This is a genomic window from Enterococcus pallens ATCC BAA-351, assembly GCF_000407485.1.
Classification (GTDB): domain Bacteria; phylum Bacillota; class Bacilli; order Lactobacillales; family Enterococcaceae; genus Enterococcus_A; species Enterococcus_A pallens.
The window spans coordinates 282,816-304,155 of sequence record NZ_ASWD01000007.1; the positions used below are offsets into that span (position 1 = coordinate 282,816).

25 protein-coding genes are annotated in these 21,340 nt (G+C 39.8%); 9 read left to right on the forward strand and 16 right to left on the reverse strand.

Annotated elements, in window-relative coordinates; genetic code table 11:
- Window positions 1-161 precede the first annotated feature (161 nt).
- From I588_RS24820 to I588_RS24835, 4 genes are read left to right on the forward strand one after another with little or no spacing between them, the layout of a single operon-like run.
- Window positions 162-1,157, forward strand: coding sequence for a YhdH/YhfP family quinone oxidoreductase (locus I588_RS24820; RefSeq protein ID WP_010755843.1), 996 nt, complete (start codon window positions 162-164; stop codon window positions 1,155-1,157).
- Window positions 1,154-1,876: a phosphopantothenate--cysteine ligase gene (locus I588_RS24825; RefSeq protein ID WP_010755842.1), complete on the forward strand. Its 723-nt coding sequence runs from the start codon at window positions 1,154-1,156 to the stop codon at window positions 1,874-1,876. The genes I588_RS24820 and I588_RS24825 overlap by 4 nt, the downstream gene beginning before the upstream one ends.
- On the forward strand, window positions 1,876-2,418 hold the full coding sequence (coaC, locus tag I588_RS24830) for a phosphopantothenoylcysteine decarboxylase (RefSeq protein WP_010755841.1): 543 nt from the start codon (window positions 1,876-1,878) through the stop codon (window positions 2,416-2,418). Before I588_RS24825 ends, coaC begins: the two co-directional genes overlap by 1 nt.
- A 4-nt stretch (window positions 2,419-2,422) precedes the next feature.
- Window positions 2,423-3,046, forward strand: coding sequence for an ECF transporter S component (locus I588_RS24835; RefSeq protein WP_010755840.1), 624 nt, complete (start codon window positions 2,423-2,425; stop codon window positions 3,044-3,046).
- A gap of 98 nt (window positions 3,047-3,144) precedes the next feature.
- Here I588_RS24835 and I588_RS24840 read toward each other — a convergent pair whose 3' ends face one another.
- From I588_RS24840 to I588_RS24860, 5 genes are all read right to left on the reverse strand, one after another.
- The gene (locus I588_RS24840; RefSeq protein ID WP_010755839.1) at window positions 3,145-3,843 is read right to left on the reverse strand and encodes a hypothetical protein; all 699 of its coding nucleotides are present in this window, start codon (window positions 3,841-3,843) and stop codon (window positions 3,145-3,147) included.
- Between the two features lie 21 nt (window positions 3,844-3,864).
- Window positions 3,865-4,575, reverse strand: a complete 711-nt coding sequence (locus I588_RS24845) for a DUF5058 family protein (protein ID WP_010755838.1) — start codon at window positions 4,573-4,575, stop codon at window positions 3,865-3,867.
- 13 nt (window positions 4,576-4,588) lie between these two features.
- Complete coding sequence (locus I588_RS24850; protein WP_010755837.1) at window positions 4,589-5,776, reverse strand: M20 metallopeptidase family protein; 1,188 nt, start codon at window positions 5,774-5,776, stop codon at window positions 4,589-4,591.
- A gap of 292 nt (window positions 5,777-6,068) precedes the next feature.
- Window positions 6,069-6,953, reverse strand: a complete 885-nt coding sequence (gene murB / locus I588_RS24855) for a UDP-N-acetylmuramate dehydrogenase (RefSeq protein WP_051130063.1) — start codon at window positions 6,951-6,953, stop codon at window positions 6,069-6,071.
- 93 nt (window positions 6,954-7,046) lie between these two features.
- A complete protein-coding gene (locus tag I588_RS24860) occupies window positions 7,047-7,961 on the reverse strand; it encodes a Gfo/Idh/MocA family protein (RefSeq protein WP_010755835.1) in 915 nt (304 codons plus the stop codon).
- A 131-nt stretch (window positions 7,962-8,092) separates the two neighbouring features.
- Here I588_RS24860 and I588_RS24865 point away from each other — a divergent pair, with 131 nt between their 5' ends.
- On the forward strand, window positions 8,093-8,848 hold the full coding sequence (locus I588_RS24865) for an exodeoxyribonuclease III (RefSeq protein WP_010755834.1): 756 nt from the start codon (window positions 8,093-8,095) through the stop codon (window positions 8,846-8,848).
- Between the two features lie 74 nt (window positions 8,849-8,922).
- Window positions 8,923-9,456, forward strand: a complete 534-nt coding sequence (locus I588_RS24870) for a 3'-5' exonuclease (protein ID WP_010755833.1) — start codon at window positions 8,923-8,925, stop codon at window positions 9,454-9,456.
- A gap of 59 nt (window positions 9,457-9,515) precedes the next feature.
- Here I588_RS24870 and I588_RS24875 read toward each other — a convergent pair whose 3' ends face one another.
- The 10 genes from I588_RS24875 to I588_RS24920 all read right to left on the reverse strand — a co-directional run bounded on the left by I588_RS24875 (window position 9,516) and on the right by I588_RS24920 (window position 18,015).
- On the reverse strand, window positions 9,516-10,040 hold the full coding sequence (locus tag I588_RS24875; protein WP_010755832.1) for a GNAT family N-acetyltransferase: 525 nt from the start codon (window positions 10,038-10,040) through the stop codon (window positions 9,516-9,518).
- On the reverse strand, window positions 10,033-10,506 hold the full coding sequence (gene tsaE, locus I588_RS24880) for a tRNA (adenosine(37)-N6)-threonylcarbamoyltransferase complex ATPase subunit type 1 TsaE (RefSeq protein WP_010755831.1): 474 nt from the start codon (window positions 10,504-10,506) through the stop codon (window positions 10,033-10,035). Before tsaE ends, I588_RS24875 begins: the two co-directional genes overlap by 8 nt.
- 119 nt (window positions 10,507-10,625) lie before the next feature.
- The gene (locus I588_RS24885; protein WP_010755830.1) at window positions 10,626-11,381 is read right to left on the reverse strand and encodes a MurR/RpiR family transcriptional regulator; all 756 of its coding nucleotides are present in this window, start codon (window positions 11,379-11,381) and stop codon (window positions 10,626-10,628) included.
- A 79-nt stretch (window positions 11,382-11,460) separates the two neighbouring features.
- Window positions 11,461-13,137 (reverse strand): glycoside hydrolase family 13 protein, encoded by a 1,677-nt coding sequence (locus tag I588_RS24890; RefSeq protein WP_010755829.1) that lies wholly within the window; start codon window positions 13,135-13,137, stop codon window positions 11,461-11,463.
- Window positions 13,137-13,556 (reverse strand): PTS sugar transporter subunit IIA, encoded by a 420-nt coding sequence (locus I588_RS24895; RefSeq protein WP_010755828.1) that lies wholly within the window; start codon window positions 13,554-13,556, stop codon window positions 13,137-13,139. The genes I588_RS24890 and I588_RS24895 overlap by 1 nt, the downstream gene beginning before the upstream one ends.
- Before the next feature lie 52 nt (window positions 13,557-13,608).
- Window positions 13,609-14,418, reverse strand: a complete 810-nt coding sequence (locus I588_RS24900; protein ID WP_010755827.1) for a PTS system mannose/fructose/sorbose family transporter subunit IID — start codon at window positions 14,416-14,418, stop codon at window positions 13,609-13,611.
- Window positions 14,411-15,211, reverse strand: coding sequence for a PTS mannose/fructose/sorbose/N-acetylgalactosamine transporter subunit IIC (locus tag I588_RS24905; protein ID WP_010755826.1), 801 nt, complete (start codon window positions 15,209-15,211; stop codon window positions 14,411-14,413). The genes I588_RS24900 and I588_RS24905 overlap by 8 nt, the downstream gene beginning before the upstream one ends.
- A gap of 15 nt (window positions 15,212-15,226) precedes the next feature.
- Complete coding sequence (locus I588_RS24910) at window positions 15,227-15,703, reverse strand: PTS sugar transporter subunit IIB (RefSeq protein WP_010755825.1); 477 nt, start codon at window positions 15,701-15,703, stop codon at window positions 15,227-15,229.
- A 495-nt stretch (window positions 15,704-16,198) separates the two neighbouring features.
- Window positions 16,199-17,179, reverse strand: a complete 981-nt coding sequence (gene pta / locus I588_RS24915; protein WP_010755824.1) for a phosphate acetyltransferase — start codon at window positions 17,177-17,179, stop codon at window positions 16,199-16,201.
- Between the two features lie 155 nt (window positions 17,180-17,334).
- Window positions 17,335-18,015, reverse strand: coding sequence for a uracil-DNA glycosylase (locus I588_RS24920; RefSeq protein ID WP_010755823.1), 681 nt, complete (start codon window positions 18,013-18,015; stop codon window positions 17,335-17,337).
- Between the two features lie 111 nt (window positions 18,016-18,126).
- Between I588_RS24920 and I588_RS24925 the strand changes: the two genes are divergently transcribed.
- Window positions 18,127-18,987: a Cof-type HAD-IIB family hydrolase gene (locus I588_RS24925; RefSeq protein WP_010755822.1), complete on the forward strand. Its 861-nt coding sequence runs from the start codon at window positions 18,127-18,129 to the stop codon at window positions 18,985-18,987.
- Between the two features lie 25 nt (window positions 18,988-19,012).
- Complete coding sequence (locus tag I588_RS24930; RefSeq protein WP_016250096.1) at window positions 19,013-19,540, forward strand: LURP-one-related/scramblase family protein; 528 nt, start codon at window positions 19,013-19,015, stop codon at window positions 19,538-19,540.
- Here I588_RS24930 and I588_RS24935 read toward each other — a convergent pair.
- Window positions 19,537-20,130: a GNAT family N-acetyltransferase gene (locus tag I588_RS24935; protein ID WP_010755820.1), complete on the reverse strand. Its 594-nt coding sequence runs from the start codon at window positions 20,128-20,130 to the stop codon at window positions 19,537-19,539. The genes I588_RS24930 and I588_RS24935 overlap by 4 nt on opposite strands.
- Before the next feature lie 126 nt (window positions 20,131-20,256).
- Here I588_RS24935 and I588_RS24940 point away from each other — a divergent pair, with 126 nt between their 5' ends.
- Entirely contained in the window at window positions 20,257-21,330 is a 1,074-nt protein-coding gene (locus I588_RS24940) for an exonuclease/endonuclease/phosphatase family protein (protein ID WP_010755819.1), read from the forward strand.
- Window positions 21,331-21,340: the final 10 nt, after the last annotated feature.

Here is a 21,340-nt window from a genome sequence, read left to right on the forward strand (position 1 = left end):
TAGTATACGAACTTTTTGATAAATTGCAAGATAAGCGCACGGTTTTCTTAGCATTCTTTAACCTGAAAAATTTGTCGAAAATAGATCACAGAAAGTTGCTTTTTCCGTGGTTTCCGCTAAGATGGAAGTAACAAACTTTTCTTATGTAAAGGAGTAAGCATATGACCACTTATCGACGTTTACGAGTAATAAATGAAGAAACTGTTACGACTGAAATTGAGCAGTTCGACACTCCTGAATTACAAGCTGGCGAGGTACTAATTGCTGTCAGTTATTCAGGTATGAATTACAAAGATGCTCTTGCTACACAGCCAAACACTGGAGTATTAAGAAGTTATCCCTTAACTCCTGGAATCGACATGGCGGGAACTATTGCAGCAACTAACGATGCACGTTTCGCCGTTGGTGAGACTGTTTTAGCAACCAGTTATGGAATTGGTGTCAGTCAAAATGGTGGATTGAGTGAAGTACAAGCCGTTCCTGGTGATTGGGTGGTTAAGCTGCCAAAAGGAATGAATGAAAAACAAGCTATGACCTATGGAACTGCTGGGTTTACTGCAGCTTTAGCAGTTGATGCCTTGGTTAAGCATGGCTTAACTGCCGATAGCCGCGTTTTAGTGACTGGTGCAACCGGTGGTGTAGGGGGCTTCGCATTGCAATTTTTGCAAAAAATTGGCTGTAAAGAAATTATCGCGTTGTCTAGAAAAGCCGAGCAGCAAGAATACTTGGCTCAGTTAGGTGCTACTAAGGTGGTCACACCTGATGAATTCTTCCCTGAAAAAAATAAACCATTGAATAAGCAAGTGATTGATTTTGTAGTGGATACAGTTGGCGGCGAGCAATTAGGCAAATTAATCCCTTTTATCAGCTATGGCGGCAGCATGGCGCTGTGCGGAAATGCTGGTGGGATTAAGCTGAACATGACCGTCCTGCCATTTATTTTACGAGGTGTTAACCTGCTAGGGATCGATTCAGTAGAAACACCGATGGAAAAACGAGCCGCGATCTGGCACAAAATGGCCAACGAATGGTTAGTGACTGACGGAATTCAAGTACAAGAAATCTCCTTGGAACAAGTTCCAGAAACTGCTGAAGCAATTCTAGCTGGGAAACATGTTGGTCGTACCTTGGTTCGTCCTGGGGGATTAAAATCATGAGAATTTTAATCACTGCTGGTGGAACTACCGAGAAAATTGATGACGTCCGGGCCATTACAAACCATTCTAGTGGTCGCTTAGGCAAAGCCATCGCTGAAGCTTTTTTATCAGAGGATGCTACAATTGACTACATTACAATCAAACCGGCCGTAAAGCCTGATGATTCGCGGATTTCTTTGCACTTGATAGAATCTACTGCTGGTTTAGCCGCTAAATTGAAAGAATTGATGACAGCTAATAAGTATACTGCCGTCATTCACAGTATGGCTGTTAGTGATTTCACGCCCGAGAGCTCTATCACTTTGGAAGATCTGCAGCAAACCGTTTCCACAAATCCTGTTGATTTAGCTGCCGCATTAAAAGCGAAAGATCAAGAACGTACAGAGAAAAAGATTTCTTCTGATACTGACCATTTAGTAATTATTTTGAAAAAGAATCCTAAGGTCATTCAACAAATTAAAGAGCTCCAACCGGAAACGACTTTAGTTGGCTTTAAACTGTTAGTGGATGTCCCTATGATTCAGCTGTTGGACGTAGCAAAAAAGAGCTTAGAGAAAAATCAGGCTGATTTTATTTTAGCCAATGATTTGACTGAAATTAGTGGCGAGACGCATCATGGTTATTTAATTAATCGACAACATAAAGTAAAAGAGGCTCATACCAAATCGGAAATTGCTCAACTAATTAAAGAAGCTGTTTTAGAAAGGAAAAATGCCTAATGAAAACTATCTTATTAGGAGTCAGCGGCAGTATCTCCGCCTACAAAGCAGCTGACCTAACCAACCAACTGACAAAGCTGGGGTATCAAGTCGATGTTGTTATGACGAAAAGCAGTCAGGAATTCATTACACCATTAGCGATCCAATCGTTGTCTCATCGTTTGGTGCATACAGATGTAATGGACGAACCTGAGCCTGCCAAAATCAACCACATTGAATTAGCAAAACGGGCTGATTTATTCTTAGTCGCTCCAGCTTCTGCGAATATCATTGGCAAAATGGCCAACGGTATTGCTGATGATCTTTTATCTACCGTAGCTTTAGCTTTGCTGCCAGAAACAAAGAAACTGATTGCTCCGGCAATGAATACCTATATGTATCAAAATCCAATCGTTCAAAGAAATTTAGCTACCTTGCAAGAAGTCGGCTATGAAGAAATTCAACCGCGGGAAGCATTACTAGCCTGTGGTGACTACGGTCGTGGTGCTTTAGCGAATGTTTCAGAAATCGTTGAACGAACGATGAACTTATTGAAGGAGTAACACTGTGAAAAACACAAATATCAAAAGCTTTACGTTAACCGCTATGTTTTTAGCGATTATGATTATTTTGGCGATTACCCCGTTAGGTTTCATACCTATCGGGCCGATCAATGCCACGACTATGCACATTCCAGTTATTATTGCGTCAATTATTTTAGGACCCAAAATTGGAGCAGGACTTGGTGGAATTTTCGGTATTCTCAGCCTCGTGCGTTCAACGATAATTATTACGCCAATGTCCTTTGTTTTCTCGCCCTTTATTGCCAATCCGTTGACCGGGCAAGGCGACTGGCGAGCACTTATTGTAGCAATTATTCCGCGAATCTTGATTGGCGTCGTTCCTTATTTTGTCTACATTGGAATTAATCGTCTACTAAAAACGAAAGCACGTCCAGTAAGTCTGTTTATTGCTGGCTTAGCTGGTTCAATGACCAATACAATTTTGGTAATGAACTTAATTTTCATCTTTTTCAGAGACAGCTATGCCAACGTTTTACAAGTGGCAGCAAACGCGGTTTATGGAGTAATTTTAGGCATTATTTTCGGCAGCGGATTAGTCGAAGCAATTGTAGCTGGAATCGCTACAGCAGGGGTTTGTGCAGTTTTATTGAAGTTGATGAAACGATAATTGCCTAAAGAATTTAACAAAGAATGAAAAACGAGTTTGTAACAGTCGACTTATTTTTTAGGGGGAATGACGTAAACACGTCATTCCCCCATTTTCGCTTATTCTTCTGGAAGAACATCTTCCTTTGCTGCTTGAATAAGTTTTTTAGACATAAAATAAGTATACGCAACTGCCAATAATGCTGTAAACAGTAAAATGAATCCTTGATTGCTTTGGAAAAAATCTGCCCCAAAGACTAACAAAACAATACTCGGAATGACGAAAATCGGAATATTGATTTTTAAATTGCTGATAATCGTTGGCACAATTAACGCACCAAACAAGGCTGGCAGTAAATTAGCAAAGGCTGGATTAATCACCGGATTGTTATAAATTGGTTCAATGATCGGTGCTAAAAACAGCATACCTGCCAAAGCAATCGTCGTTGTCACAAGGGTACACGTGGAAGCCGCAAAAATAGAAACTAAGTCACCTTTTTCGGTCCCAGCCTCTACTCCAAGCAAATCCATCGCGTTTTTGGAAGCTGGTACCTTCATATTAGATAAATCTCCTGTGACACAAGAGGTATAAAGAGCCCCTGCTCCAATAATAGGTGCATAAGATAAATTTTCACTAACTCCTGCCACCGTAAAAGTTGCCAGCAGCGGTAAAGCATTTTGAAATACTAAAGCATAATCAATATGAGCATTGTAAATACCAGATAGAATGATCGGTAATGAGATAAATGATAATAAACAGATAAACACTGTTAAGCGGCCAACTAAATGGATACGATTATTAAAACTAGCTTTATTCATACATGATTCCCTCCTACCTTTTTAGAATAATGGATTGATGAGACAAGCAAAAATCATGCCCGCCAATAAACTGATGGTGAACGCATGCTCCTTCATTTTTGGATGTGTTTTAGCAATATGATTGACTAAAACAGCTACTCCTCCAGCTACCAAAAAGGTCAAAATCGCCACCGGATTGCCGATATTGGTTAAAGTCGGTGCCGATAAAGTCCCATACAAAGCCACAAAAACAGCGCTGGTGATTACTGGAATCAAAACCGCATTGCGCTCCATCAATTTACGAACACCTTTTTCATAGCTCTTCAAGAAGATTAGATTGAAAATATTGCCGCCTAAAATCCCTAAAGTCAAAATCAGTAAAATCGATAAAAAGACCCCGACTGGGAAGTCTGTGTTATAGATATTCGCATAATCAAAAGATTCTGCTGCCATGTTGGCAACCATTGTTTCGTAGGTCACTGAGCCTACTACACTCAGGCGCATCCAAGGAAAATACTTGCCTAAGGCCGGAACTAAAATTAAATAGCTAGCTAAAATTGGCACTGAAGGAATGATAGAAAACAGTGCAGTACTCTTGATTACTTTTTTTACATCTCCGTTGGTCATCCCAATTTGCAGTGCACGCTTGCGAGCCATCAGACTCATTATAATCGGCTGCGCAATAACGATAATAACAATTAATGCGCATATTATCAGCATTGGCAATCCGTTTGCTACTTTTAAGAATTCCATTTTACTCCTCCTACTAGTTGTTTTTAGCCAGCCAATCCATCGCCATAATGGTATAGACAGCGGCTCCTTTGCTTAAGACAGCCTCATCAAAAATTACTTTAGGGTGATGCACAAAATAAGGATAGTCATCCGAATGCCCTGAAGTTAACAGCAGCATACTTGATGGGACTTCCTGTGTCACATAAGAAAAATCCTCAGAACCGCCTAGCTTGTGCATTCCTGCATCTTTCGGTGAAGTAACCTCATCAGGAAAGGCCGCAGATAAACTGGCACGAATCGTCTCAGTCACCTTATGATCCACCTCTACAGTCGGACAGCCTTCGATCATCTGTACATCGACAGATGCTCCAAAAGTTTGAGCTACACCTTCAGCAATCTCTGGAATACGTTTGAAAATAAACTGACGGACGGTTTGATCAAAGGTCCGAATAGAGCCACGCATATAGGCAGTGTCAGGAATCGCATTATCTACTACTCCACCTTTCATAATTGTGGTAGAGATAACCGCGCTGTCATACATTGAAATTTCGCGAGCCTCTAACGCATGCAAAGCAAGATGGATATGACTCATTACCGTCAGCGGATTAATTGACAGTTCTGGTGTTGCGGCATGACCGCCCTTGCCTTGAATATTTATCTCAAACCAATCTGAAGTAGAGGCGAAAGGCCCAGCTTCAGGTACTAATACCGTTCCACTTTTAACCGGCAATCCCGGAAAAACATGCAGCATGGCTGCCGCATCAACCTTAGGGTTCTTGAGAACACCGTCCTTTACCATAGCCTTAGCCCCTTTTAGCAATTCCTCCCCAGGTTGAAACATCAGCTTAACTGTTCCCTTCAACTCAGCTTCGTGCTGCTTTAACAGCTTTGCTGCACCATAGAGCATCGTCGTGTGAAAATCATGGCCGCAGGCGTGCATATTGTCATTCACTGACGAAAATGGCTCGCCTGATTCTTCCTTAATTGGTAACGCATCCATGTCGCCGCGGATTAGAAAGCATGGCTCCCCTTGACCAATTGTAACTACTAAACCTGATTGTCCCATTATTTGCGGTTCTAGTCCTAATTTTTCCAATTCTTCTCGTATAAATGCAAGAGTCTTAGGCAAATCCATACCAACTTCCGGTTGACGATGAAGGGTTCTTCGCATCTCTACTAATTCCGCCTGTAAATTAGTCGCTTCACATACTATTCTTTTCATTTGTTAACCTCCTTAATCATTTTATAATGTATCACAATAAAATATCATATGTCAAATTACCTTACATCAACCTCTTCTCAACAAATAGCTGCTTGATATTTTATTCAAATAATTTATTATTTTTAAATAAAATTATTCATTCGTTTCGTCTTCCATTCGATTATCCAATGTTATCGAAAAAACATCAACGTTCCTAATCTTGAACTACTTAAAGAAAAATATATCCCCTTATTTCTAGACAAAAAAAAAGTAACGTAAACTATCGTTACGTTACTTTTTGGAAAATCTCATCTTATTTTAATTTTGGATCTTCTCCAATAATCCGTACTTCTGTTTCTAAAGTCACATCAAATTTCTCTTTAATCACTTGTTGAATATGAGCAATCAACTCGATATAATCGGTGGCTGTCGCCTGATCAATATTCACAATAAAACCGGCATGCTTCATCGAGATTTGTGCACCGCCCCATTTCAATCCCTGCAGGCCCGCGTCTTGAATTAATTTGCCAGTAAAATGCCCCACTGGACGTTTGAATACACTGCCGCAGGATGGATATTCTAACGGCTGCTTTAATTGGCGAAGCTCTGTCAATTCAGTCATACGTTTTTGGATCATATCATGATCTCCCTGCGTCAGCTTAAACTGTGCACTTAAAACAATAGCAGGTTGATCTTGGATTGCTGAATGACGGTAGCTGAAGTTCATTTGTTCCGATCCCCAAGTTTCAAAGGTTCCATCGGCTAACAACACATCCACAGATTCAAAGACATCCTGCAGCTGTCCATCATAAGCCCCCGCATTCATGAAGACTGCTCCACCAATACTTCCGGGAATCCCACAAGCAAATTCAAAGCCAGTTAGAGAATGCTCTAGAGCCACATAAGTTGTATCGATCAGCTTAGCTCCTGCTTCTGCAGTAATCGTCTCTTTCTCGACAGTGACCTTAGTCATATCGGTAAGCATGATAACTACACCACGGATTCCGCCATCCTTCACAATTAAATTGCTGGCATTGCCTAAAACCAGCCAGGGAATGTCATTCTCGCGACAGTAGTCTACTAATTGCTTTACCTCTACTTTGTTTTTAGGAAATGCCAAGACATCTGCAGGGCCACCTGTTTTAGTATACGTATAGTCCATTAAAGGTTTATTCAATAAAACATTGATTGTCGGCATTGCCTCTATTAATTTCTCTCTATCCACATTATATGTTCCTTTCTTGTGACATCCTTGCTATTTTAGCATGTGGGTAGCAATCTTACCAGTCCCTTATAATTCATGGCGAATATGCTGATTAATCATTTCTTGACACAAGCGGTGGCTTAGCAAAACATGCTGCTGTTTCAAATCCGGAGCTTCCTCACCGTTTAACGCTGACAGGAAGGCCATTACCATTTGTTCAAAGCCGCGCTTTTCCAAAGTGCTTGTCCAATCTCCAAAGCGCTGTATAGTCTCGATGGTATTTTCTTTACTCGATAGATCTGTTAATTGATCTAAAATCAACGTTTTCTCTGGACTGGTCACTTGATAACGCTCAGTCTTTGCTCCGCTTCTTAAATCCATAGTTAGATATGCTTCAGTAGTGGCATTCGTCATCAGCATTCGTGCGTAGGTCATTTTGCCTGCTTCTTCGTAAATTTTAGTGTGAACTTCTCCCACATCTCCATCTAATAAATAAACACCTGTATCAACTAAATGAATAAATAAATCGTAAATCCCATAAGCTGTCTCTAAAGGATGATCCACCTCATTTTTCTCCAACCGGATCGTTCTTTTTTGCGGTAAATTGTATAAATGATTCACCATCGGGGCAAACCGGCGATTAAAGCCTACCATGAAAAGCAAACCTTTTTCTTCCGCTAAAGCTTTCAATTGTTTCACTTCTTCGTAGTTTTCACTAACTGGTTTATCGATAAAAACGGCTACATTTTCTGCCAAACATTGCTTAGCTAAAGAATAGTGAGCGCTTGTAGCCGCGTGAATAAAGCACGCGTCGATTTTTTTTGCTAATAATTCATCTATATTCTCGACCGTTTCCTGAAAGCGATATTTTTGTGAAACTTTTTCCCGTACCGCTGCCTGTCTTGTGGAAAAGATGAATGTTGCTTGATCACTCAATTTAGCATAAGTAGGAAGATAAGCCTTTTGGGCAATGCCTCCTAATCCAATCACACCAATTCTCATGTTAGTGCCTCCTCATGTATTTTTCGTGCATCTTTATTTTACCATTGAAGACAGGTTTCACAACCATTGCCTCTTTAATAATTGTTTCCCACCAGCTTTTTCGTTAGAATAAAGAAAAGGGAGGAATCATCTTGAAACTGATCTCATGGAATGTTAACGGACTGCGAGCCGTAATGAAGAAGAACTTTATGGATGTGTTCAACGAGTTGGATGCTGATTTTTTCTGTTTGCAGGAAACTAAGCTGCAGGAGGGGCAAATTGAAATGGATTTGCCTGGATATTATCAATACTGGAATTATGCTGAAAAAAAAGGGTATTCTGGCACGGCCATCTTTACTAAGCATGAACCAATAGCGGTAACCTATGGTATGAATCAAGAAGCCCATGATACTGAAGGCCGACTGATTACATTAGAATATGCAGATTATTACGTCATCACCTGCTATACGCCGAATTCCCAAAATGAATTAAAGCGATTGGATTACCGAATGGAGTGGGAAGAGAGCTTTTTAGCTTACCTTAATGAGTTGAAAGCTAAAAAATCCGTCATTTTCTGTGGTGATTTGAACGTTGCTCATCAAAATATCGACTTGAAAAATTGGAAAACGAACCAGAAAAATGCTGGCTTCACACCACAAGAACGAGAAAAATTTACACTTCTGCTGGAAAACGGCTATATCGATACTTTCCGGTACTTTTATCCTGAGGTAACTGGTGTCTATTCCTGGTGGAGTTACCGGTTTAATGCTCGTAAAAATAATGCAGGATGGCGAATTGACTATTTTGTTGTTTCTGATGATTTAAAAGAAAAACTAACAGATGCTAAAATTTGGACTGAAATTACTGGCAGCGATCATTGCCCTGTAGAGCTGGACATTAGCCTTTAAGATTTTTTTGAAAAACTAAGTGCCTGCTACTCAATTGCTGCCTTTTGTGGTACAACTGAGTAGGAGGTTTTTTGATGAATTTTATTGCAATGGATTTTGAAACAGCGAGTTATCAGACCCATAGCGCCTGTTCTCTAGCTTTAGTTATGGTAAAAAACAGTCAAATTGTAGGCGAGTACTATTCGTTGATTCAACCGGAAACAGATTTTTTCTGGAAAAACATTCAAATCCATGGTATTCATCCTGAAGACGTAGCTAAGGCACCTAAATTCCCAGAGGTTTGGCAGGAAATCCAAAAGTACTATCAAGAGAATCGATTAATTGTCGCTCACAATGCTGGATTTGACACTAAGGTATTGGCAGGCTGCCTAGATTATTATCAGATTGCTCAGCCGAATTATCTCTCCTTGTGCACCGTACAAACAAGCCGCAAGCTTTTCCCTGAGATGCACAACCATCGCCTGAATACGGTGTGCAGCGAACTAGCGATTCCACTAGAAAATCACCACGATGCCCTAGAGGACAGCCGAGCCTGTGCAAAGATACTGCTCTACCAGGAAGAACATTTTGGCACTGCACCGTTAAAAAAATTAGTCAGAGCCTTATAATAAGAACATAGCAAAAAATCGGAACGACAATGACTGCCGTTCCGATTTTCTATTTATTGCTAATCAATTAGTAAGCTCATTAGATGAACATCCAAAAACTCACCCTGATCACTTCGAGCACCGCGTACCATCGTTGCTTCCCGCTCAAAACCAAATTTCTGATATAGCTGAATCGCTCGCTTATTTTGAGCTTGAACAGTTAATTCAAGCCGGCGAATTATTTGGCCTTCCTGAGCCCAAAATAAGATTTCTTCCATCAGCATCGATCCGATACCAATTCCCCAGAATTCCTGCAAAATACTGATCCCAATTTCTCCGATGTGAGCAACTCGATATTCAGTTGAAGCTTTCACTGAAGCATTTCCTACTAGCCGATCATTTACAAAAACCACCAGCAGCAAATTATTAGGGCTTTCATACAAGCTTTCCAAATGAATTGCCAACATTTCTGACGACAAAGCCATGCCTGTTTCATCCATGACTAGATATTCGGTCTCTTGCGCTACCTGCTGGCTCAGCTGCAGCAAGGCCTCTGCATCGTCAGGAATTGCCTCACGAATTACAACATCTAAAGCCTCACTCATTTTCTAACCCCCAGGCTTTCAAAATTCGCTCCTTTAAAGCACTGCCTTGATTCCCATAAGCAGTCAATTCTACTTGACGTTTTTCGTCATTTTCAGAGTCTTTATGTAAAATCAGCTCTAAATAATCCTCTGGTACATATTCTCCTAGCTGACGCCCCCACTCGACAACTGAAAAGCCCTCACCTTCAAAATATTCATCTAAGCCTAAGTCATCCGCGCCACTTTCAATTCGATAAACATCCATATGGTATAAGGGCATTCTTCCTTGCTGATATTCACGGATAATTGTGTAGGTGGGACTTTTAATCATTTGCTCAATAGTTAATCCTTTAGCGATTCCCTTGGTTAAAGTAGTCTTCCCTGCACCAAGATCACCCGTTAAAACTAAATTATCTCCTGGCTCAGCAACTTCACCAATTATGATGCCTAAGCGTTCAGTTGCTTGCGTATCCCTTAAAGTAATCACTCTGCTTAGCTCCTTTTTCCATTAATCTCTCCCAGATAGTATACCGATTTACTGTGAGAAAGTAAAAAGAGAAAGATATAAACTTATTTAGGCTGTCGCTGCAAATTTACTTCATGGGACTACTCATCAAAGAGAACAAATTCTCGGTATTTTCGAGCTAGAATAGCCAAAATAATATTCAATCCTATCATCGAACTTCCTCCGCCAACTACTGGACTTGGCAGATCTGAGGTTTCATAGTATAGCTGAAAATCAGCTGCCTCACTAAGAAAGCTCTTGCCAAACGAAGTGATACTGCAAATTGGAACTTTGTTTAGCTCCAGATTTCGAATAGTATCCTTAATCGCCGGTGTTTCACCACTTAATGAAGTCACAATCACTAAATCCTCTTTAGATAACGTGTGGCTAATCATTTCAAAATTAGTTTCACCTGAAATCAAAAAATTGGGACGGTTAGATAAAAATAGATCATTGGCAAAATCCTTGGTGTAATTATTTTGCGTAAAGCCTGTGGCATAAAGATGCAGCTGATTGGCTTGTTTTATTTTATCTAATAGTGGTTGAAAATTGGTTTGTTCAGCGTATTGAAAGGTCTGCTCAATCTCTTTTTTTAAAGCTGCGACTAAATCAGTTGGCGCAATGGCTCTTTCTAGAAGAGATTGTTCAATTGCATACTTCATATCGGAAAATCCTCGGAAGCCTAATTTCTTGGCTAAACGCAGAACAGAGCTTTTGGAAGACAGCAGCTTATCACCCAACTCAATAATCGAAAGCTTGACTACCTCCTGTCGATGGTTGCGAATATAGTAAATCATTTCCTGTTCATTCTCAGATAAAGACTCATAATTCACTTTAATATGTTGGTCGAAATTCATCAGCACGTAGGCTCCTCTCATCCTTATACTAGGAAAAAACCTGCGAGAAATCAAGTAGATTCTCGCAGGCTTCTAAGAATTAACGTAAGTGATAAACGATTGCCTCATACGGTCGCAACGGCATTGTAGCACTCGGCTTGGCAGCAGCTTCTGTATAGTTACTTAATAGCAAACTTGCTTCCTTTTCCAGCAAATCTTGCGGCACATTGACATTTACCTTCTCCCTGCTGAAGGAACAAATAACTAATAACGTTTCGTCTTGGTACGTTCGTAAATAACTATAAACAGCTGAATCCTCTTCATTGATCAGTTGATACTCTCCTAGTTGAATGATCGGATAGTCTTTTCGCAATGCAATCAATTTTTGATAATAATAAAAAGTTGAGTCTGGATCAGCTAATGCCGCCTCTACATTGATTACCCGATTATCTGGCGAATAGGCAATCCATGGCTTTGCATCAGAAAAGCCACTATTATCCTCACCGTTCCACGGCATTGGTGTACGAGCATTATCTCGAGATTTTAAATAAACTGCTTTCTTTATATCCTCCGGTTTTTCTCCCGCTTCGGTCATTTCCTGATAAAAATACTTGGTTTCAATGTCTTGATAGTCGGTAATGTCTGTAAAAGGTACATTCTTCATTCCCAATTCTTCCCCTTGAAAAATGAACGGTGTCCCCTTCATCATATGCAAGAGAGTTGCCAACATTTTGGCAGAAACTTCGCGATATTCTCCATCGTCGCCAAACCGAGTGACTGCCCTAGGCTGGTCATGGTTGCTCCAATACAACGAATTCCATCCCCGAGCTAATTTATTTTGCCATTCGGTTAATGTACTACGCAAATCACTGAGTTTAAAACGAATGTCTGAGAATTTTCCGTATTTACCATAATCTAAGTGCATATGATCAAAATGAAAGAGCATATTTAGTTCTTTTCGTTCCGGAAAAGTATACAGCTGAGCCTGAGTACTGTTAGTATTAGGTGTTTCCCCTACTGTCATCACATCATAATGACACAGAACTTCCCGATTCATTTCTTGAAGAAACTCATGAACCCGAGGGCCATTCGAAGCTCCGGCATAATAGGATTTCGTATAAGTCAAGGTTTCTGGTGCCTCTGGGTAATTAGGATCTTTACTAATTAAGCTGATGACATCCATTCGAAAACCATCAATCCCCAAATCGAACCATTTGCGCATCATTTGATAGATTTCATGACGAAGGGTTTCATTCTCCCAATTCAAATCTGGTTGTTCCTTCGCAAAACAATGCAGATAATATTGATCTCGACTCTCGACATATTCCCAGGCAGGACCACCAAAGGTCGATCCCCAGTTATTCGGTGCAGATCCGTCAGGCTTGGGATCTTTCCAGATATAGTAATCAGCATATTGATTTTCCCGATCCTTTTTAGAAGCCTCAAACCACTTATGCAGATCACTTGTATGGTTAACAACCAAGTCTAAAATAATCCGAATATCTAATTGATGAGCTTTCGCCAATAACTCTTGAAAATCCTCCATAGTTCCATATTGAGGCAAAATTTTCTCATAATCTGCAATGTCATATCCATTATCTATTAGCGGTGAATCAAAAATTGGATTAAGCCAAATGACATCAATACCTAATTTAGCTAGATAAGGCAATTTTTCAATGATTCCTTGGAAATCACCAATACCATCATTATTACTGTCTTTAAAGCTTTGGGGGTACACTTGATAAACGACGCTGTTTTTCCACCACTCGGCTGTCATTATTCATCATCCTCATCGATTGTTTGTTGAGCTAAATAATCATTCACATAAACGATCTGTTGTTGCCCTTCTTGAATAGCCGCTCGAAGTTGCTCAGGTTCAATGGCCGCATCGCCTAGTGGCAGCAAGCACGACATAATTACAGGTAGATTCATCCCAGCAACTAAATGGATATTGGGCTGAGACAAATATTTGGTAAAGTTTTGATTGACCGAACCACCCAATAAATCTGTGAAAATGATCGCTTCGTCTTCTTCTGTTACATCTGCTAAAGCCGCATCAATTTCTTCATTCACCGGCACATTAGTTGTATAGGCAGCAACTGCTGTAATATCGCCAACAGTTGGTATGATATATTCTAAAGTATCTTTCATGCCAAGCGCTAAATTGTGATGGCTGGCTAAAATAATTTTTCGCATAAGGCGCTCCTTTTTAATCAAATTGAATACAGACAACATCTGGTAATTTTTATTAAACTGTCAATACACCAAAGAATGACAGAGCTAGCGCTAAGATAATTACTCCGAAAATAATTTGAATAACACTCATTTTTTTAGCTGCGATCAACTTATAAACTGCTAATGTCAGTAATGCTGGAAGTAGTGCTGGCATGATACTATCCAAGATTTGTGTCTGAATAGGTAATTTGACTTTTCCAGATTGAAAAACTAAACCGACATTGATTTTAACGACAGAAGGAATTAATGCCCCCACAACTGTCAGCCCCATGATAGAAGCTGCTTCAGTAAAAACAGAAATCTTTGCGCCCAAAGCCGTTACTAGCTTAATTCCTGAGGTATAACCAATTGAAAATAGTTTGAATCGGAAAAACAGAAAGAAAATATTCAGCAGCAGCCAGATAATAGCGCCTGTAGGATTTCCTTCAAGTCCCATATATGCTGCAATTGATCCCATAATTGTTGGGTACAATACCCAAACTAAAGTATCTCCCACTCCGGCTAAAGGTCCCATCATCCCGGTCTTGAAGTTTTGAACCGCTTCTAAAGAATCTACTCCATCCTTTTCTTCCATTGCCAAGCTAGCACCTAGCAATAAGTTTGCCATCCAAGTTGTCGTGTTAAAATATTTGAATTGATTGTTTAAAGAAGCTAGATAATCTTCATCGTTCGGATGGATCTTACGTAACGCTTTTTCTAACCCATAGACCACTGCCGGCCCCTGCTGATTTTCATAGTTAAAAATATTGCAGGCCATAAACATATAGCGGAATGCTGCTTGATTGATATCTTTTTTAGTCAATTTCGTCTCTGGATTATTCATCAAAATCATCTCCTTCATCCACAGTGCCTGTCGCAGCTGCTGCCTCTGGTGCATTCTTTTTCATTTCAGTTGTAAAGAAGTAATATGCTAAGGCAAAGCCGACAATTGAAACTCCCAATATTGGTAAATTGAGATAGGCCGCTAAGACAAAACCGATTAAAAGCATAGTCAAATATTTTTTAACTGGCATTACTTGCAGCAATAAGGCAATCCCGACTACTGGCAACATACTCCCCGCGATGGATAACCCGTCAGTAAACCACGTCGGTACAAAATTCAAAATCAAATGAACAATCCGATCACCGAAAATTACGCACAAAGCCGTTGGTACTGCTGTTGATAAACCAAAAATAGCTGGCCCGATCCATAAAATACGATTCATCTTTTTAAAATTCATCTTATTTGCTGCATTTTGTGCAGCATGGGTGACATACGTGTTTAAAATCTTTGCCAACACATCTAGTTGAATTCCCAACATGCCAACTGGCACACCGACTGCTAAAGCAACCGCTTTGGCTTCTTCAATATTATTTGTTGTACGAATGGCGACATAGATGCCGACTAAAGCGGCCAGTCCCCAGTTAGGTACAGAAGAACCTCCGATGTTAGCTACTCCTAACGCCATTAACTGAAAGGTTCCGCCAATAACCATTGCTGTTGCCATATCCCCCATAATAATTCCAGCAAAAAGTGCGACCATAATCGGAAACCAGGTTGTCACAACTAATCCCTGCTGATCCCAAACCATCCAAACGGATAGTGCGATAATTAATATTCCTTGAATAATTTCCATGAGATTGCCACCTTACTATTTAATGTATGTTGCTAAGCTTTCTTCTTGATCGCCTGGGACAAAGTGAAAGGTTACTGGAACACCCATTGCCTCCAGTTTTTTCAGATCAGCTCTTTCTTTTTGATCAACTGAAACCATCTTTTTAACAGTTTCCTTACCTTCACCGTCAAAAATAATGCCAATATTAACCTTAGGTATTTTGACACCGCCTTCAACTAAGCGAATAAGTGTTTCCGGCTCACGTACGATCATGAAAACATTATGACTGTCATATTTACCATTGTTAAAATTAGTAATTGCTGTCTCAACATCAATGATCGACATCCCTGTACCCGCTGGTTTGCTCATTCGCATCGCTGCCTTTTGAACTTCATCTTTGCTGACTTCATCATCAACTACCATTAAGCGTTTGGCTTTCGTTGCTCCCGCCCATTGTGTCACTACGATTCCATGAATTAAACGCTGATCGATTCTTGCTAATACTAATCCCATATTATGTATCTCCCTTTTTTTGAAATTTGCCTGTTACTGTTTAGGCAATATTCTTTTTTTGTGATCGTTTACAAGTTGTAGTATAGGATCAAAAAGTGTCTGAAACAATAGCTTACTGCCTTTCTGGGAAACGATCATTTTTCTTGGTATAAGTGTCATCGAAGCGGGAAATTTCCCTAAAACAAGAAAACTAGTTCTTCGCTTCCAGCCTTGCTTTTACTTAATGAAGATTTTATGCTGGTCAGAATTATCACAGCCTTTGTGCTTCTTATGTTCTTTTAACACTCTGGTGCTTGAATCTCACTCTTCACTCATGAAAACAAAAAAGTCCCCGAAGAATAACTTTTTCGGTGGACTTTCAGTGATATATATGCAGTTTTTAAAATACTTCTAAGCTAGATAAAATAAACTATTGTGAACAACTGTTTGCAAAAATTGACCACTTGCACCAAAAAACAGCTGCCAAAGGATCCTTTGGCAGCTGTCTTATCAGTGTTATTTCATTAATGTCTGAGCTGCAGTAATGATTGACAGCTTATAAACATCTTCTTCATTTGCTCCACGAGAAAGGTCAGAAACAGGTTTGTTTAAGCCTTGCAGAATTGGACCAATTGCTTCAAAGTTTCCTAGACGTTGAGCAATCTTGTAGCCAATGTTTCCAGATTGTAGTTCAGGGAAAACAAAGACTGTAGCTTGACCCGCAACATTTGAATCAGGTGCTTTTAATTGAGCAACACTTGAAACATAAGATGCGTCAAATTGTAATTCACCATCAATCACATAATCAGGTGCTAATTCTTGTGCAATTTTAGTTGCTTCAACGACTTTGTCTACTTCAGGTGCTTTGGCAGAACCTTTGGTAGAGAAGCTCATCATAGCGACTTTTGGTTCGATATCAAATAATTCAGCTGTTCTAGCAGATTCTACTGCAATTTCTGCTAATTCCTGTGCATTTGGATTTACATTAATAGCACAATCTGAGAACAAGTATTTTTCTTGGTCACGACCGCGCAGCATAATCATCGCTCCGCTAGTACGGCTAACGCCTGGGCGTGTTTTAATAATTTGCAGGGCTGGACGAACTGTATCCCCAGTAGAATGAATCGCACCAGAAACCATTCCTTCAGTAATCCCCATGTAAGTCAACATAGTACCAAAATAGTTTTCATCTTTAAGGATTTTTTCAGCATCTTCTTTTGATACCTTTCCTTTACGACGTTCGACGAAGGCCTCAACCATTTCATCCCAGCGATCAAAAGATGCAGGATCAATCACTTCAAAGTTATCTGCTTGCAATCCACGAGCCTTGGCTGCTTTTGCAATCTCATCACGATTTCCAACCAATACTGGTTCCAACAACTCTTCTGCTTTCAAACGAGCTGCTGCGCCTAAGATACGGGAATCCGTAGCCTCAGGAAAAACAATTTTAATCTGACGACGAACAATCTTAAATTTTAAGCTATCAAATAGTTCCACTTATAAAACCCTCCACTTATTATTTACTTTCACATGATACACCATTTTCAAAAAAAAATACAGAAAAATTTTGCTGTATTACAAAAAAAGCTTCGGAAACACTGAGAAAAGGCCATTTCACTCTAATTGTATCTATAACAGCAACCGTTGTCATACTACACTGTTTCAGGAAGCTGCCAGTTAATCGGTGTTTCCCCCCAGCTGCTTAGTAATTCATTGGTTTGAGAAAAAGGTTTCGAGCCAAAAAATCCACGGCTAGCCGATAGTGGCGATGGGTGCGGGGATTTGATAATTGCGTGACGACTTGTATCAATCATCGCACTCTTTTCCTGAGCTGATTTTCCCCAGAGAATAAATACGATGGGTTCTTGCCGTTCATTAAGTTTCTTAATAACAGCATCGGTCAGCTGTTCCCAGCCCTTTCCACGATGAGAATAGGCTTGGCCCTCTCTAACAGTTAAAACAGTATTCAACAGTAAAACTCCTTGCTTAGCCCAGGCAACTAAATTTCCATGATTAACTGGAGGGATTCCTAAATCACTTTGCATCTCTTTATAAATATTACGCAAAGAAGGCGGAATGGCTACTCCCGGTTGAACCGAGAAGGACAAGCCATGAGCTTGGTTAATTCCATGGTACGGATCCTGACCTAGGATTACTACCTTAACCGATTCGTAAGGTGTTAACTCCAAGGCTTCAAAAATATGAAACATGTCTGGATGGATTTTTTGTGTACGATATTCTTCTTTTAAGAACTCCCGTAATTCTAAATAATAAGGCTTCTGAAATTCTTCCTCTAATACGTCTTGCCAAGAATTATGAATGATTTTTTTCATGAGATTCCCTTCTTCCTACAAAATTCTGTTAAAGATATTAATTCAGATGGTTATCCTCTCTTGGAATATGTTACACTATCTACGTATGATAAGAAAGTCAGGTGAATAATTTTGATCAAATTGATTGCTTCTGATATGGATGGTACTTTATTGAATAATAACATGGAGGTACCGGAAGAAAACATCAAAGCCATCACCAAAGCCCAAAAAGCCGGAGTAGAATTTATTGCTGCTACTGGACGCGGGATTGGTCACGCACTTGCTTCATTAGACGAAGCCAATATTCATGTTCCTATGATTCTATTAAATGGCGCCTTAGTGCTGGATGCCAACCGCGACATTTTATTTTCGGTACCGATTCCTCGCGAAAAAGCATTCCGAGTTATGGATATGCTAGAAGAAGCTGGAATCTATTTTGAAATTTTTACAGCGAAACACGTTTATTCTGAAGACAAGGTTTATCGGATTGACTTTTTCTCTAGTCACTTAGCCGAAATGGCGCCCGAGCTTTCGCCTAAAATGGCAATTGCAGCTACTGCTGAGCGCTTAACTATTCTACCGATTACTTACGTTGATGACATGCGCCAAACAGTTATTGACAATAACGAAGAAATTTTAAAAGTTATCGCTTTTGACAAAAATGGTCCAATCAAATTGCAAGCAATGACTGAGCAGTTGAACACTTTAGGTGAATTGGCAATTGCAGCCTCAGATTCCAGTAACATTGAAATTAATCATGAGAATGCACAAAAGGGTATTGCTCTTGCAAAATATGCTGATGCAAAAGGCATTACAGCTGATGAAGTCATGTCAATTGGCGATAACTTCAATGACGTTAGCATGCTGAAATATGCCGGAACCAGCTTTGCGATGGGCAATGCTGAACCAGCGGTAAAAGCTCATGCAAAATTCGTAACCGACACAAATGTAGAAAATGGCGTCGCAAAAGCAATTGAACAGGTCCTGGAATAAACAACTACCAAAAGTGGTGAAAAAGATGACGGAATACCTTATTCAAGAAAAACATCTAAGTTCAGTGACACGAACCATTGTCAAAGACATAGATGGCAAAGCAGTCTACTTAATGGTCGGCCAATGGGGGCGAAAGGGCAATGTCCTTTCCCTCTATGCAATGAATGGACAAATGGTAGCGTATATTAAACAAGCCAGCGTGGTTTTTGGTCGTAAATTCGAAATCTACCAAAACTTTACCAAGGTTGGCACCTTACATAAGATTTTTAATTGGCCAGGAGATTTCTACTATATCAAGCAGCTGAATTGGGCTGTTTATGGAAATATTTACAATCATCATTACGCTATTAATCATTTCAATCGTCGAATTATGACAATGGATAAAGCTAGCTTCTTAACTGGCGATTACTATGTATTGGATATCAACCAGTCTAAAAATGCTCCCGTCGCTATTTGTGTAGCTGCTATTATGGACTACTGGTTATACAACCGCAGTAAACCGAAACAAAAAGAAAGAGCAGCTTCAAAAACTGCCCTTTGCTCGATTGATTAACAGCTGACCTCTACACGAGCAGCTGTTTTTATTTTGCGTTGCATATGATCGTATAAATGACCGTTGATTGTGTGTTGACCCACCTCTTCAAAGCCTTCACGTACATACAATTTCTTCGCACCAGGATTTAAACGATCGACACTTAATCCCACTACATCTTCACCATCACGGATAGCCAGCAGATCAACAGCTTCTAATAGACTTGAACCAATACCTTGTCCACGAAAATTCTCATCCACTGCAATAGAATCCAAATACCATTCATTAGGAAAAGCTTCTGGATCAAGAAACATCTCGATATCCTCAGATAATCCTTTAGAAGCTAAATATTTTTTCAAAGGCTGATCAATAATTGGTTCGTCCTTTGCTGGATAACCAAAAGCAGCTCCTGCAATTTTTCCATCCACCTCTGCTACCAATCCACGCTGATAACCAAAGCGATAAGTTGGATCGTCATAAGCAGCGATGATGGCTTCTTTTGTTGCCTCTTCTCCGAAATCATCAACAAAAGGCAGCTCCATATCCTTTAAAATAACCAGGATCAAAGCAGCAATAGCAGGTCCGTCTTGTTTTTCAGCAAATCTTATCATAGTAAAACTCCTTTTTTATAACAGTATTACTTTACCATTGTATCATGACTTCAATAGAAACAAAAGAAGGCACCCTTTTTCTAATAAGTCAACTTCTGTTATGATAGGGTCAAGGAGGGAATTTTAATGGTTAAAAAAATCGGTAAAGTGCTGCTGGCACTTTTGTTACTTATACTTTTAATTTTAGGAGCTTATGTCGGGTATCTTTATCTAGCTTATGACCGCTTACCAGATAATCAAAAACTGTCCATCGAAAAAGAAACAGATGAACAGTTGCAGGCCGACGTTTCCTACCGTGCCATGACTTACAATATTGGCTACGGCTCATATCCACCCAGCTACAGCTTTTTTATGGATGGTGGAAAAAAATCACGGGCAGACAGTAAAAAAAGTGTCGAGAAAAATCTGCGTGGAATTGTAGAAACAACTGAAAAAATCGATCCCACTCTTGCTTTCTATCAAGAGGTTGATGAAGACGGGGATCGTTCGCAGCACGTCAATCAAGTAAATTGGTTACGTAATTATTTATTAGGCTATAACAGTCTCTATGGTCAGAATTATGATTCACCATATCTGTTTTATCCTTTTACTCAACCCATCGGAAAAGCTAAATCAGGTTTGATTACTATGAGTAAAGCCGAAATGGCTGATGGGAAACGCTACTCCTTACCCATTGAGACAAATTTCAACAAATTCCTAGATTTAGACCGTGCGTTTACTACAACTAAAATTTCGGTGAAAAATGGCAATGATCTGATCGCGATCAATGTTCATCTTTCAGCTTACACCAAGGATAAATCCGTTCAGGAAGCGCAATTAAGCAAGCTCTTCAACTACATGGAAGATGAATACAAAAAAGGAAACTATGTCATTGTTGGCGGCGATTTTAATCACGATGTCTTGGGCAATAGTCCAGAAGTGTTCGGCGGCAGTAAAAAACGTGAAAGCTGGAACCAGCCTTTCCCTAAGGAAGACTTGCCGGAAGGCTTTGAAATCCCAGTTGATGGGCTAGCGAAAGCGAAGGTTCCCTCTTCTCGGAAGCTGAATGAACCTTATGATAAAAAAACTGCTGATGTGACCTTAATTGATGGATTTATCGTTTCTGATAATGTTTCTGTTGAGAAAGTTCAAGTAGAGAATAACGAATTCCAATACTCTGACCATCAGCCAGTCTATTTAGACTTCAAATTAAACAAATAAAAGTTCTGAG